The organism is Corticimicrobacter populi (assembly GCF_003123725.1).
Classification (GTDB): Bacteria; Pseudomonadota; Gammaproteobacteria; order Burkholderiales; family Burkholderiaceae_B; genus Corticimicrobacter; species Corticimicrobacter populi.
The window spans coordinates 781,781-795,895 of record NZ_QETA01000001.1; the positions used below are offsets into that span (position 1 = coordinate 781,781).

The window sequence follows — 14,115 nt, forward strand, 5'->3', positions numbered from 1 at the left end:
ACGTGTGACCAAAAGCATGGAGAATTATGGATTCGTTGACACAGGCCGTTCTGGGGGCAGGCATCCAGGGCGCATTGCTGGGCCGCCAGCAGGGTCGCAAGGCCTATCTGTACGGGGCAATTCTGGCGACGCTGCCGGATCTGGATGTGCTGGTACGCTATGCCGATCCAGTATCCAGCATGACATATCACCGGGGCTTTTCGCATTCACTGCTGACGCTGACCCTGTTTTCCATGGTGTTGGCCTGGCTCTTGCGGCGCTGGCGACCGTCACCCCAGTATTCCGGCTGGCGATTGTGGCTGGCGATATGGCTGGCCCTCATTACGCATCCGCTGCTGGATGCTTTCACCAGTTATGGCACCCAGCTATGGTGGCCCTGGACGCCTGTGCCAGCCAGTTGGTCCAGCATTTTCATCATTGATCCTATCTTCACGCTGTCTTTGCTGGTGGCGACCCTGTGTGGCCTGCTGTTCGGTGCAAGGACATGGACCTCGTGGCTGAGTGCATGGGCGCTGGTGCTGAGCGGTGCCTACCTGTTGTTCACGCTGGCGGCCAAGATGATCGTCGACTCACGTGTGGAGGCAGCGCTGCGCCAGGAAGGCATTGCCAGCACGGCGATGTTTTCCTCGCCGACGCCGTTGAACAGTCTGCTGTGGCGCGTTGTCGTGAAAACGCCGGATGACCGGTACGTGGAGTTATTGACCGGCCTGTTCGATGGCAAGGTGTCCGAGCGCGGCAACGCGGCATTGGGGGCCGAGGCGGGACAAGCCATCCTGGCGGGATCGTTCTGGCATGACCGACTGGCGTGGTTCAGTGGCGGCTGGCTGCGTTATGACCGCATCGGCGATGCGCTGGTTGTGACCGATCTGCGCATGGGTACGCCTGGCAACTACAGTTTTCGCTTCAAGATGGCTGAATATGATCCAGTCGAGGCGCAATGGAATGTCATCGTGCCGCAACGGTGGTCAGGATTGAACCTCGATGCGGGGCGAGTGCGTCATCTGCTGACACGGATCTGGACGCCTTCACAGGAGATGCCGGTTCAGGACTGGCTTGATGGCATGGAGCCCAGTGGAGTACTGCAGCAATAATCTGTGGATATCCTGCCAGCGCAGAACTTGCGCTGGCAGGGATGTCTGCTCACGCTGCAGAAGACGGATGGGACGTGGCTGACGCGCTGTCGCCTGATTGCCAGCGACGCACAATCTCGGCAATCAGGCGGCGGGCAGCTTCTTGCTTGGGCAGCACGGGCAAAGCGGTATGGCCTGCGTCATCAAAAATGGTGTACGACGCTGCATCGGCATCCATGGTGCTTTGTGCATCGTTGCCAATCAGAACCGGAACCTGTTTGCGACGGCGCTTGGCTTCTGCATGATCGCGCAATGCCTGGGTCTCGGCAGCGAAGCCGACGCACCATGGACCTTGCTCAAGTGCCGCGACTTCAGCCAGGATATCGGGATTGGGCACGAATTCGAGTACCGGCGTGCCATCCTTGCCTTTCTTGAGCTTGTGTTCGCTGGGATTGGCGATATGCCAGTCGGCGACCGCCGCCACGGCGATGAACAGGTCGGCATCGCGAGTGCGGGCCATGACCGCCTCATGCATCTGCCGAGCCGTATCGACAGTGATGCGGGTCACGCCGTAAGGGGTCGGCAGGGCGGTGGGACCGGATACCATGGTCACGGTGGCTCCGGCCTCCCAGGCGGCTCGTGCCAGCGCGTAGCCCGTTTTGCCTGATGACCGATTGCTGAGGACACGTACCGGGTCAATCGGTTCTGCTGTGGGGCCGGCCGTCAGCAGTACATGCTTGCCCTGCAGGATCTTGGGCTGGAAATGCGCTGATAGCTCGGCCATCAGGTCGGCAGGCTCCAGCATGCGGCCTTCGCCGGTCTCGCCACAGGCCTGGCTGCCGCTGGCCGGGCCCAGCAGGCGGATGCCGTCCTGTACCAGGATGGCAGCATTGCGCTGTGTGGCCGGATTGGCCCACATTTCACGATTCATGGCTGGTGCGACCAGCAACGGACAATTGCGGGCCACGCAGAGCGTGGACAGCAGGTCATTGGCTTGCCCGGTGGCGAGCTTGGCCATGAAGTCGGTACTGGCTGGCGCGATCAGGATCAGGTCGGCAGCACGGCTCAGCTCGATATGCGCCATGTTGTTGGGGATGCGCGCATCCCAGGCATCGAGATAGACCGGGCGGCCCGACAGGGCCTGCATGGTGGTTGCTGTGATGAAGTGTGTGGCTGCCTCGGTCATGACGACGTCTACCGTGGCACCGGCCTTGACGAGCTGTCGAACCAGTTCTGCGCTCTTGTAGCAGGCAATGCCACCGGTCAGGCCGAGGATGATGTGTCTATCGGTCAGGTTGTGCATGGTGCTTCCCGATCAGGGACGGCGGCGCAGTTTGAGCAGCTCGTCAAGGATCATGAGTATGGCACCCAGGGTCAGGGCGCTGTCGGCCAGGTTGAAGGCCGGAAAGTAGGCGTTGTTCCAGTAGAACAGCAGGAAATCGATGACATGGCCGTAGGACATGCGGTCTATCACGTTGCCGATGGCCCCCCCCAGGATCAGGCTCATGGCCAGTGCGAAGCGCGGCTCATCGCCATGGCGGCGCAGCAACCACAGGATGAAGCCCGACGCACCCAGCCCCAGCAGTGTGAAGAACCAGCGCTGCCAGCCGCCAGCATCCGCAAGGAAGCTGAAGGCTGCTCCCGGGTTGTAGACCAGTGTGAAGTCGAAGAACGGCAAGACATTGAGGCGCTGCCCGTAGGTGAATTCCGCCTCGAACCAGAGTTTGGTGGCCTGGTCGATCAGGATGACTACGGCTGCCAGCAACAGCCAGCGCCAGAAAGGTCGCCGGCGTCCGGTCAGGGATGCGGCAGTGGCTGCATCCGTCTTGGGTGAGGAGGCCGGGGCTGGCCTGTCGGCTGCACCCGGCTGGGCTGGCGTGGCGTCTTTCATGGCGTCATGCTGTAGGGTTTAGGCGGCGGTACGGACTTCTTCCTCGCCACGGATGGCGGCGGCCGAGCGCAGGGACAGTTCCGGATATTCGGGATCCGAGCCGACATCGGGAGAATAATGCCAGCTACGCGCGCACTTGGGATGCTGTGACGGCTCGATATCGATCTTCAGGCCGGCACCGCCACCAGGATGTACATCCGCACGCGAGGTGATCATCACGTACTTGAGGTCTGCACCGAGGCTGGCCAGTACATCGTAGTCGGCACCGTCGGCGTGAATGTCGATCTCGGCTTGCAGCGAAGCGCCGATACGGCCTTCGGCGCGGACTTCCTCCAGCCTGCGCATGACGTCGGCGCGTATGGTACGCACGCGTTGCCACTTTTCCAGCAGGTTGCCATCGATGGCAGGCAGGGACTGGAATGTCTCGGTGAAAATCGTTGGCGTCTGGCCGGGGGCAAAAATGGTCCAGGCCTCTTCTGCCGTGAACGACAGGATAGGGGCCATCAGCTTGAGCAGGGTCCGGGTGATGTCGTACAGCGCGGTCTGGGCCGAGCGACGGGCGTGGCTCTTGGGCGCCGTGGTGTACAGGCGGTCCTTGAGAATGTCGAGATAGAACGCGCCCAGATCCTCGGAGCAGAAGGTCTGCAGCCGGGTGACGGCCGGATGGAATTCGTAGCGCTCGTATTGCGCCAGGATCTCGTCCTGCATCTGGGCGGTCAGCGACAGTGCATAGCGGTCGATCTCGACCAGATCCTCGAAAGCCACGCGATCCGTGTCCGGGTTGAAATCGCTGGTGTTGGCGAGCAGAAAGCGCAGCGTATTGCGGATGCGGCGATAACTTTCAACCACGCGCTTGAGGATTTCGTCGGAAATCGACAATTCGCCGGAATAATCGGTCGAGGCCACCCACAGGCGCAGGATCTCGGCACCCAGATCCTGGTTGATGGTTTGCGGGACGATGGTATTGCCCAATGACTTGCTCATCTTGCGGCCTTGGCCATCGACGGTGAAACCGTGCGTGAGCAGCGCCTTGTAGGGCGGGCGACCATACAGCATGCAGGCCGTCAGCAGGGAGGAATGGAACCAGCCACGGTGCTGGTCGGAGCCTTCCAGGTACAGGTCGGCCGGCCAGCCCAGCTCGTCGCCGTGCGAACCCTTGATCTTGAGCGCACTGTGCGCGGCTTCGGCAGTTTCCTGCAGGGGATCGCCGCCCAGTACGGTGGCGTGGGTACTGCCGGAATCGAACCAGACATCGAGCGTGTCCTTGTTCTTTTCGTACTGATCGGCCTCGTCACCCAGCAGTTCACGAGGATCGAGTGTTTGCCAGGCTTCGATGCCGTGCTGTTCGACCCGCTGCGCAATGGCTTCGAGCAGTTCAGGGGTGCGTGGGTGCAGCTCGCCCGTTTCCTTGTGCACGAAGAAAGCCATCGGCACACCCCATTGGCGCTGGCGCGACAGGGTCCAGTCGGGACGGTTGGCAATCATGTTGTGCAGGCGCGCCTTGCCCCAGGCGGGATAGAAGGCGGTTGCCTCAATGCCCGCAAGTGCTTTTTCGCGCAGGGTGGCGCTGCCATCGGCGGGTTGCACGTCCATACCGGCAAACCACTGGCTGGTGGCGCGATAGATGATGGGAGTCTTATGGCGCCAGCAGTGCATGTAGCTGTGCGGCAGCTTGGCAACCTGCAGCAGCGTGCCGACATCGCGCAGCGCGTCGACGATCTTCGGGTTGGCATCCCAGATCTTGAGGCCGCCGAACAGGGGCAGCGAATCGGCATAGTGGCCGTTGCCCATCACGGGATTGATGAAGTCCGCATCGACAATGCCGTTGGCTTTGCAGGAGAGGAAGTCATCCACCCCATAGGCAGGTGCCGAATGGACAATGCCGGTACCTGTATCGGTCGTGACATAGTCGCCCAGGAAAATGGGCGACGTGCGCGCGTAGCCGCCATCAGCCTGCGCCAGTGGATGGTGAAAATGGATGTGATCCAGTGCCTGTCCGGCGCAGGTGGCAATGACTTCGCCCTGCAGACCCCATTGTTCGAGGCAGGGCTGTACGCGCTCGCTGGCCAGCAGCAGCAGCGGGCCGAAGGCCGGTGTCGGCGTGACGCGGACCAGTGCGTACTCCACCTCGGGATGGACATTGAGCGCCTGGTTGGACGGAATCGTCCAGGGCGTGGTGGTCCAGATGACGATGGCACCGGCATCGACCTGCGGCAGGCCGAAGGCGCGCGCCAGTGCGTCGGTATCGGCAAACGGGAAGGCGACATCGACGGCGGGATCAGTACGGTCAGCGTATTCGACTTCTGCCTCGGCCAGCGCGGAGCCGCAGTCGAAACACCAGTTGACCGGTTTCAGGCCGCGGAATACATAGCCTTTTTCCATGATGCGACCCAGTACGCGGAGCTCGTTGGCCTCGTTCTGGAAGTTCATGGTCAGGTACGGACGCTCCCATTCCGCCAGCACGCCCAGGCGCTTGAAGTCGCGCTTCTGGCGCTCGATCTGCTCGGTGGCGTAGGCGCGTGCCTTGGCGAGCACTTCTGCGGTCGGCAGGTGCTTGCCATATTTCTTCTCGATCTGGATTTCGATGGGCATGCCATGACAGTCCCAGCCTGGCACATAGTGGGCATCGTAGCCGGCCATGTTGCGGCTTTTGACGATGATGTCCTTGAGAATGCGATTGAGCGCGTGGCCAAGATGGATGTCACCATTGGCGTAGGGGGGGCCGTCATGCAGCACGAAACGCGGTCGACCCTTGCTGGCGGCACGGATCGCATCGTAGATACGGTTCCTTTCCCATTCTTCAATCCAGCCCGGCTCGCGCTTGGGCAGATTGCCACGCATGGGGAAGGGTGTATCGGGGAAGTTCAGCGTATCTTTATAGTCCATGACGGGAAAAGTAATCGTAAGCGAGCCGGACATCGTTCTGGATGGCGGCGGTCAGTGAATCCAGATCGGAAAAGCGTAGTTCATCCCGCAGCAACTGCAGGAATTCGATCCGCACGAGTTTACCGTATGCCTGCAACCGTGCTTTCGAAAAAGCCGGGTCGCGGGCCAGCAGGGGGTCGGGTTCTGTCAGGGCATGGACTTCGAGCACCATGCGGCGGCTCTGGTCCACGGTCGGGCGCATGCCCAGGTTGGCAACGCCAGCAAAGGGCGCGTCATCGAGACCATGTATCCGTACGATATACACGCCCGCCCGGGCTGCACAGCGGGCGGGTGGGCGAATGTTCATGGTCGGGAAGCCCAGCGTGCGTCCCAGTTTGCGGCCATGCAGCACATGGCCGCTGATGGTCCAGGCGCGGCCCAGGTGAGCCTTGGCATTGTCAAGGTTGCCTTCGGCCAGGGCTTGGCGAATGTCGGAGCTTGAAATGCGCAGCCCTGCGGGGTCGGTTACATCTTCCATGACCTCGACTTCGATGCCGTGCTGCGGCCCGAGTTCGCGCAGCAGCTCGATATTGCCGCGACGCTGGTGTCCGAAGCGGAAGTCGCGGCCGACCAGCAGCCAGCGTGCCTGTAACGAATCCGCCAGCAAGTCGGTGACGAATGCCTCGGCCGGCATGGCTGCCAGGTGCGCATTGAAGCGCTGCAGGCTGATCTGGCGGATGCCGCAGGCACGGATCGCAGCCAGCCGGTCACGCAGCGTATAGATGCGGGCCGGGGCCAGTTCGGGCTGGCCACGCAGGTGCGCGAAATACTCCTTGGGATGCGGTTCGAAGGTCATCACGGCAGGCGACAGTTCGCGTGCGGCAGCCGCGTCACGGACGCGGGCCAGGATGGCCTGGTGTCCCAGGTGGACGCCGTCGAAGTTACCGATGGTCAACGCACAGGGACCGTTGGATGCGGGAAAAGACATGCCTGATGGAAATTAATTTATATGAATGATGCACCTGCCGGCGAAAGTTTACAATGTCGGGTTCGCCGTCTGGGTCGCCATTTTCATGGAAAGCGCTATTTTGCCGGATTTTTCTTCTTCCTTGCCCGATCGGGGCCACTCGTCTGCCGTGCCGTGCAGATTCGTCATCCTGGTTTCGGGCCAGGGCAGCAACATGCAGGCCATTGTGCAGGCCTGCCGCGAGCAGGGCTGGCCTGCCGACATCGTAGCCGTCATCGCCAATCGCGAAGAAGCTGCCGGACTCGCATGGGCCCGGGCGCAGGGTATAGAGACGGCCTGTGTGCCGCACCGCGACTACTCGAGTCGCGAGGCTTTCGACCAGGCGCTGGCCGATGTCATTGATCGATATTCGCCCGATTATGTACTGCTGGCTGGTTTCATGCGTGTTCTGACACCGGGGTTCGTGCGTCATTTCGAGCACCGGCTGGTCAATATCCATCCCTCGCTGTTGCCGGCGTTTCCTGGTCTGCATACGCATGCCCAGGCCCTGGCCAAGGGGGTACAGGCGCATGGCTGCACAGTGCATTTCGTGACGCCGCTGCTCGATAGCGGTCCCATCATTGCGCAGGGGGCCGTACCGGTCCTGGCGGGCGATACGCCGGAGTCGCTGGCGCAGCGTGTATTGAAGGTGGAACATCGCATCTATCCGCAGGTGGCATACTGGCTGGCCGAGGGGCGGGTCGAAATGGGCGAGGCAGGGCGCGTGGACGTGCAGGGCGTGGAAAGCCGCTTTTTCTATGGCGGCGATGTACAGATAACCGGAGGTCAGCAATGAACGAGAAACGACAGTCGCGGCAGCCGCGCTGGGTCAAGACGGGCACACGTCCCGAACAGGGGCAGGGCCGGCCGACGGAACGCAAGGGGCGGCCAGGTACACGGCCGGAAACCGGCACACGCGGGGCTACCGGTGGGCAACGTGATGGGGTACGCAAGGAAACGTCACGCCAGGATCCTGGTGCTCGCCGCGAGTCGGGCAGCACCGGACGTGGTCGCAGCGAGGGTGAGGGTGCCAACCGGCGCTTCGACCGGGCAGAGCGTGGCGTACGTGCAGATCGCACTGAGCGCACGGATCGTGCAGAACGTACTGAACGCGCAGATCGTAGAGAGCGGCCTGTACGCTCCGAACGACCTGAACGTGTCGGTCGTGTGGCGCGTCCTGATCGTCAGGATTTCGGTGCGCGTCGCGAGTCGGGTAGCCGTCCTGACAGCCGCCGGCGTTTCGAAGTCGCCGAGGCGGCACCGCGTGGCGGCCGTGTCGGCATTCGCCTTGAGCAACTGCGCCAGGTGCTCGATCTGGTACTGAACTGGCAGCAGCCTGCCGATGTGGCACTGTCTCGCTGGTTCAAGGAAAATGCCCGCCTGGGCAGCCGTGACCGAGGGGAACTGGCCGAGGGCCTGTACGACACCTTGCGTCATCTGCGACGTTACCGCCAGATGGCGACAAGTGGCCATGGCACGGCGACACGCCGCCTGGCGATCCTGGGCCTGTCGGCTACGCTGGGCTCCGAGGCGCTCGAAGAGGCCCTGGACATGGATGAACGCGCCTGGCTTGAGCATGTCGGTCGCATTGATCCCCAAAGTCAGTCGAGGGCGGTGCGGCACAGCCTGCCCGACTGGCTGGATGAGAAAATCGGTGCGCTGGTCGAACCCGAGGCACTGGCCCAGGCGCTCAACCAGCCTGCGCCGCTCGACCTGCGTGTCAATCCGCTCAAGGCCGAGCGCGACGCCATGATGACCGTGCTGCAGGCCCAGTTGGGCGAATTGTCGGACAAGCTGACGGCGACACCGTACTCCCCCTGGGGCATGCGGCTGGATATGCATTTGCCGCTCAACCGCTGGAGCCAGTTCACGGACGGGCAGATCGAGGTACAGGACGAAGGCAGCCAATTGCTGGCCCTGATGGTCGGTCCCAAGCGGCAGGAAACCGTCGTCGATTTTTGTGCCGGAGCGGGTGGCAAGACACTGCTGCTGGGTGCGCTGATGCGTTCCACGGGGCGGCTGTATGCCATGGACGTGTCGGCGGCGCGGCTGGCCAATGCCAAGCCGAGACTGGCCCGCAGCGGACTGTCGAATGTGATTCCGATCGCCCTGAGCAGTGAAAACGATACCCGCGTGAAGCGACTATCAGGCAAGGCGCATCGGGTGCTGGTCGATGCACCCTGCAGCGGTACGGGCACGCTGCGCCGCAATCCGGATCTGAAGTGGCGCCAGACGCCGGAAAGCCTGGCTGCACTGGTGGAGATCCAGGCACGCATCCTCAATTCGGCAGCGCGTTGCGTGGCACCGGGCGGCAGGCTCGTATACGCTACCTGCAGCATTCTGCCGGACGAGAACGAAGCCCAGATCGAAGCATTCCTGGCACAGCATCCGGATTTTGAATTGCTTGACGCACGGGAAATGCTGGGAGACCGCGTGCCTGCGCTGGTGCTGGACGGCCCCTATCTCAGCCTGAGGCCGGATGTGCATGGAACGGATGGCTTCTTTGCGGCGGCGTTGCAGCGGAAGGCAGCAGGCTGACGGGTTTCTCAGGAAATACGTGCTCGCACAGGAAATCCACCAGGGCCCGCACTTTCGGTGATGGGTGCCTGCTGGCCGGCCACAGCACATGGAAAACACCCGTGCGCTCCACGTAGTCGGTCAGAACAGACTCCAGGCGGCCATCGGCCAATGTTTCGCGGATGGAAAAGTCCGGCAGGTAGGCAATCCCCAGCCCTTGCAGCGCGAAGCACACACGCGTCTCGATGTTGTTGCAGATCATTGACGTGGGGAGCTGCAGTGACGGTTCGCCCGGCACAAGGCGCAGCGCCCAATGTTCCAGTTTTCCACTGTAGCTTGAGCGATAGTGCAGGCAGCGGTGCTGCAGCAGATCGGCGGGCACTTGCGGCCTGCCATGTCGCGCAAGGTAATCCGGGGAGGCGACCAGTAAAGAGCGGAATGTGCCCAGCCTGCGCGCCGTCAGGCGGGAGTCGGCGGGTTCTCCTGTGCGTACGACGGCATCGAAGCCATCCTGGATGACATCGACCATCTGGTCTGTAAAGTCCAGATCCAGTTCGATGTCGGGATGGGTACGCATGAATTCGCCCAGCACCGGCAGAACCAGTGCGCTGACCAGTGGCAGGCTGACTCGCAGGCGTCCGCGCGGAGCGTTGCTGACCTGCGACAGCTCTTGCTCTGCGGCTTCGATTTCGGCCAGGATGCGTCGACTGCGCTCCAGGAACAATGTGCCCTCAGCTGTCAGCGTAATGCTGCGCGTGCTGCGATGGAACAGACGTACCCCGAGTTTCTCCTCAAGTCGCGCCACACTCTTGCCGATGGCCGAGGCCGACACGCCCAGCAGCCGGCCGGCCGCGACGAAGCTGCGCGTTTCGGCGACCTGCACGAACACTGTGAAGCCATTCAAACTGTCCATATCCCCCTCCAATTGCGGAAGTTTTGTTCCGTATAAATAGGAACTGTAGCCCGCTTTTTCTTTAATGATGGGTTTTCTATCGTAACGACATCGCCAATCAAATAACTGATCAAGTCGAGGACGTTGCCATGATGACTCCCCTTTCTTTCCTGAACCCAGATGTGCCGCCAGCGTATCTGTCTGTCCGCATCCGGGCAGTGATCCAGCAGGCACTGGATGAGCGGCACCTGGTCGGTGCCGTCGTGCTCGTGGCGCGCGATGGCGAGTTGATCCACCAGCAGGCTGCCGGATGGGCAGATCGTGAGCATGCGCATCCGATGGCGCTTGACACGATCTTTCGGCTGGCCTCGGTCAGCAAGCCCATCGTGTCGGTTGCGGCACTGGCATTGGTGGCGCAGAAACGACTTGCGCTGGATGACGACATTGCGCGCTGGCTGCCCGAATTTCAACCCCGGCAGGGCGATGGTTCGCCGGCACGGATTACCGTGCGCCACTTGCTCAGCCACACCGCAGGTCTGGGCTATCGCTTTTTCGAGGCAGATGCGCAAGGGCCCTATGCACAGGCAGGCGTGTCGGATGGCATGGACGCGTCAGGCATCACGCTGGATGAAAACCTGCGTCGTATCGCCAGCGTGCCGCTGCTGTACCCGCCAGGTGCAGGCTGGGGCTATTCGCTGGCGACCGATGTGCTGGGTGCCCTGATTGCGCGCGTCCACGGCACGCCGCTGGACGAAGCGATACGCCAACTGGTGACTGGCCCGCTTGGCATGACGGATACCGGCTTCATCGCGCATGACCCTCGGCGCGTAGCGACAGCCTATGTGAATGATGTTCCGGAGCCACACCGACTGGCAGAGCATGAAACGGTCTCTGCTTTCGAGGGGGCTGTCGGCATCCCCTACAGCCCTGCGCGTATCTTCAATGCGGCTGCCTTTCCTTCGGGCGGTGCGGGTATGGCAGGCACGGCCGCTGATTTTCTGCGCTTGCTGGAAAGCCTGCGCCAGGCGGCTGGGATGTGGCTACCGGATGAACTGATCGAGGAGATGGGGCGTGATCAGATCCCGGATCTTGAACTGCCCAATGCACCGGGTTTCGGCTTTGGACTGGGCTGGTCGGTGCTGCGCGATCCGCAGCGTGCCGCATCTCCGGAGTCGCCGGGCACCTGGCGATGGGGGGGAGCCTATGGCCATGCCTGGTTCGTGGATCGGACCCAGGGCCTGAGTGTGGTGGCTTTTACCAACACACTGTACGAGGGTATGTCTGGTCGTTTTGTCACGGATCTGCGCGATGCTGTCTATGGTGTGCAGGAGGCGGCTCGATGAAAACACAGGCACGAGACCGTTTGCCGCTTGCATCGCTGCTGGCGTTGGCCACGGCTGCATTCATCACCATCCTGACCGAGGCGCTGCCGGCAGGGCTGTTGCCGCAGATGGCGCAGGATCTGGCCGTATCCGAAGCATGGGTCGGTCAGGCCGTCACGCTTTATGCTCTTGGTTCTCTGGTCGCGGCCATCCCGCTGACCGCAGCCACGCAGGGCGTGCGTCGTCGTCCGTTGCTGCTGGCAGCCATTGCAGGCTTTGTGATTGCCAATACCGTGACAACGGTTTCCGGCAGCTATGTCGTGACGATGGTGGCGCGCTTTCTCGCCGGCGTGTCGGCGGGGTTGCTGTGGGCGCTGCTGGCGGGTTATGCCGCACGCATGGTACCTGATCATTTGAAGGGCAGAGCGATTGCGATTGCGATGGTCGGTACCCCTTTGGCGCTATCGCTGGGCGTGCCTGCTGGAACGTTCCTGGGCAATCTGGTGGGTTGGCGGATGTGCTTTGGCATGATGAGCATGCTGGCTCTGGCGCTGATGGCGTGGGTACGCATTCAGGTGCCTGATTTTGGCGGACAGGCTGCGGGCAAGCGCTTGCCGCTCGGACGTGTATTCACCATGCCGGGGATTCGATCCGTGCTCTTTGTGGTACTGACCTTTGTACTGGCACACAATATTCTTTATACCTATATTGCGCCCTTTCTTGCGACGGCAGGCATGGGTGAACGCACGGATCTGGTGCTGCTGGTGTTTGGCATGGCATCTCTGCTGGGCATCGGGATCGTTGGCGTGCTGATCGACCGACATCTGCGCATGCTGACATTGGCCAGCACGATGCTGTTCGGTCTGTCGGCATTGCTGCTCGGCATCGCGGCCAATGCCGCTGCGGTTGTATATGCGGCTGTGGCTATCTGGGGCCTGGCGTTTGGCGGCGCTGCGACGCTGTTTCAGACGGCTATTGCAAGGACTGCGGCAGAGGCTGCCGATGTGGCGCAGTCCATGCTGGTCACGGCCTGGAACATGGCGATTGCCGGCGGAGGAATGGTTGGCGGCGTGCTGTTGGATCGCCTGGGTGTTGTTGTGTTTGCGCCGGTGCTGATGGTGTTGCTGAGCGCTGCCCTGATCGTGGTGTGGGCCTCAGGGCGACAGGGCTTTTCAAGCCTGCCGTGATGCCAGAGCCCAGGCGATAAAAAACGCTGCTATTTCCGCCGAAAGTAGCAGCGTTTTTTCAGCGTGACAGGTGACACGCAGCAACACCTGGCAGCACGATGCATGCTGCCGGAGATATCAGCACTTCAGAACAGCACGCGGCAGCGGATCGTGCCGTTAACCTGTGCCAGTTTTTCCTGTGCCAGTTCGGACGAGGCGGCATCGAGGTCGATAACCACGTAGCCGACGTTGCCGCTGGTCTGCAGGTACTGCGACGAGATATTGATGTTGTTCTCGGACAGGATGCGGTTGATTTCAGACATGACGCCCGGCACGTTCTGGTGGACGTGAAGCAGGCGATGCTTGTCGGGATGCTCGGGCAGGGCCACTTCGGGGAAGTTGACGGCGGAGGTGGTGGTGCCGTTGTCGCTGTAGCGAACCAGCTTTTCGGCTACTTCCTTACCAATATTCTCCTGGGCTTCCATGGTCGAACCACCGACGTGCGGGGTCAGGATCACGTTGTCCAGACCGCGCAGCGGCGAGACGAACTCTTCGTTGTTGTTGCCCGGCTCCTTGGGGAACACATCGATGGCGGCACCCGACAGCTTCTTGGCCTTGAGCGCTTCGACCAGGGGATCGATTTCGACCACGGTACCACGCGATGCATTGATCAGGATGCCGCCCGGCTTGATGGCTGCGATTTCCTTGGCCCCGATCATCCATTTGGTAGAGGGGGTCTGGGGCACGTGCAGGCTGACGATATCGCTCTGGCCCAGCAGGTCGTACAGGTCGGCGACCTGATGGGCATTGCCCAGCGAGAGCTTGTTGATGACATCGTAGTAGATCACGCGCATGCCCAGCGATTCGGCCAGTACCGACAGTTGGGTGCCGATTGCGCCGTAGCCGACGATGCCCAGGGTCTTGCCGCGAATTTCGAAAGAGTTGGCAGCAGACTTGCGCCAGACGCCGTCATGCGCCAGCTTGCTCTTTTCGGGCACGCCGCGCAGCAGCAGGATGGCTTCTGCGAGGACCAGTTCGGCGACAGAACGGGTGTTGGAATAGGGGGCATTGAAGACGGCCACGCCACGTTCACGAGCCGCTTCCAGGTCAACCTGGTTGGTGCCGATGCAAAAGCAGCCCACGGCGACCAGTTTCTTGGCGTGTTCGAAGATGTCGGCAGTCAACTGGCTCTGGGAGCGGATGCCGATGAAGTGCACGTCGGCGATCTTTTCCTTGAGGGCATCTCCCTGCAGGGCGGTGGTCAGGTTTTCGATCTGGGTGTAGCCTGCCTGGCGCAGGATTTCACTGGCCGAGGGGTGGATTCCTTCAAGAAACAGGAACTTGATCTTGCTCTTGTCCAAAGATGTTTTGCTCATGTCTGGCGTG

11 protein-coding genes are annotated in these 14,115 nt (G+C 61.8%); 5 read left to right on the top strand and 6 right to left on the bottom strand.

The genetic code is table 11. The annotated features are described in order from the left end of the window. Nucleotides 1–26: 26 nt before the first annotated feature. Complete coding sequence (locus DD235_RS03745) at nt 27–1,091, top strand: metal-dependent hydrolase (protein WP_109060671.1); 1,065 nt, start codon at nt 27–29, stop codon at nt 1,089–1,091. A gap of 49 nt (nt 1,092–1,140) precedes the next feature. On the opposite strand, the gene coaBC is transcribed toward DD235_RS03745, so the two are convergent. The 4 genes from coaBC to DD235_RS03765 are packed head-to-tail and all read right to left on the bottom strand — an operon-like array spanning nt 1,141 to nt 6,814. Continuing rightward, nucleotides 1,141–2,373 carry a bifunctional phosphopantothenoylcysteine decarboxylase/phosphopantothenate--cysteine ligase CoaBC gene (gene coaBC / locus DD235_RS03750; RefSeq protein WP_109060672.1) on the bottom strand — a complete coding sequence of 411 codons (1,233 nt, stop codon included), beginning with the start codon at nt 2,371–2,373 and terminating at the stop codon, nt 1,141–1,143. A 12-nt stretch (nt 2,374–2,385) separates the two neighbouring features. Next, the gene (lspA, locus tag DD235_RS03755) at nt 2,386–2,961 is read right to left on the bottom strand and encodes a signal peptidase II (RefSeq protein WP_109060673.1); all 576 of its coding nucleotides are present in this window, start codon (nt 2,959–2,961) and stop codon (nt 2,386–2,388) included. Between the two features lie 18 nt (nt 2,962–2,979). Then, entirely contained in the window at nt 2,980–5,847 is a 2,868-nt protein-coding gene (gene ileS, locus DD235_RS03760; RefSeq protein ID WP_109060674.1) for an isoleucine--tRNA ligase, read from the bottom strand. Continuing rightward, the gene (locus DD235_RS03765) at nt 5,837–6,814 is read right to left on the bottom strand and encodes a bifunctional riboflavin kinase/FAD synthetase (RefSeq protein WP_109060675.1); all 978 of its coding nucleotides are present in this window, start codon (nt 6,812–6,814) and stop codon (nt 5,837–5,839) included. Before DD235_RS03765 ends, ileS begins: the two co-directional genes overlap by 11 nt. An 85-nt stretch (nt 6,815–6,899) precedes the next feature. On the opposite strand from DD235_RS03765, the gene purN reads away from it, so the two are divergent. Continuing rightward, the gene (purN, locus tag DD235_RS03770; RefSeq protein ID WP_109061010.1) at nt 6,900–7,628 is read left to right on the top strand and encodes a phosphoribosylglycinamide formyltransferase; all 729 of its coding nucleotides are present in this window, start codon (nt 6,900–6,902) and stop codon (nt 7,626–7,628) included. Nucleotides 7,629–8,137: 509 nt separating this feature from the next. Further along, the gene (locus tag DD235_RS03775; RefSeq protein ID WP_193519555.1) at nt 8,138–9,370 is read left to right on the top strand and encodes an RsmB/NOP family class I SAM-dependent RNA methyltransferase; all 1,233 of its coding nucleotides are present in this window, start codon (nt 8,138–8,140) and stop codon (nt 9,368–9,370) included. Here DD235_RS03775 and DD235_RS03780 read toward each other — a convergent pair. Then, nucleotides 9,297–10,262 carry a LysR family transcriptional regulator gene (locus DD235_RS03780; protein ID WP_109060677.1) on the bottom strand — a complete coding sequence of 322 codons (966 nt, stop codon included), beginning with the start codon at nt 10,260–10,262 and terminating at the stop codon, nt 9,297–9,299. The genes DD235_RS03775 and DD235_RS03780 overlap by 74 nt on opposite strands. A gap of 128 nt (nt 10,263–10,390) precedes the next feature. Here DD235_RS03780 and DD235_RS03785 point away from each other — a divergent pair, with 128 nt between their 5' ends. Together DD235_RS03785 and DD235_RS03790 are read left to right on the top strand one after the other, a co-directional pair. Continuing rightward, nucleotides 10,391–11,584: a serine hydrolase domain-containing protein gene (locus tag DD235_RS03785; RefSeq protein ID WP_193519540.1), complete on the top strand. Its 1,194-nt coding sequence runs from the start codon at nt 10,391–10,393 to the stop codon at nt 11,582–11,584. Next, nucleotides 11,581–12,750: an MFS transporter gene (locus tag DD235_RS03790; RefSeq protein WP_109060678.1), complete on the top strand. Its 1,170-nt coding sequence runs from the start codon at nt 11,581–11,583 to the stop codon at nt 12,748–12,750. Before DD235_RS03785 ends, DD235_RS03790 begins: the two co-directional genes overlap by 4 nt. Before the next feature lie 125 nt (nt 12,751–12,875). Here the strand turns inward: DD235_RS03790 and serA are convergent, their stop codons facing one another. Then, nucleotides 12,876–14,105 carry a phosphoglycerate dehydrogenase gene (gene serA / locus DD235_RS03795; protein WP_109060679.1) on the bottom strand — a complete coding sequence of 410 codons (1,230 nt, stop codon included), beginning with the start codon at nt 14,103–14,105 and terminating at the stop codon, nt 12,876–12,878. Between the last annotated feature and the right edge of the window lie 10 nt (nt 14,106–14,115).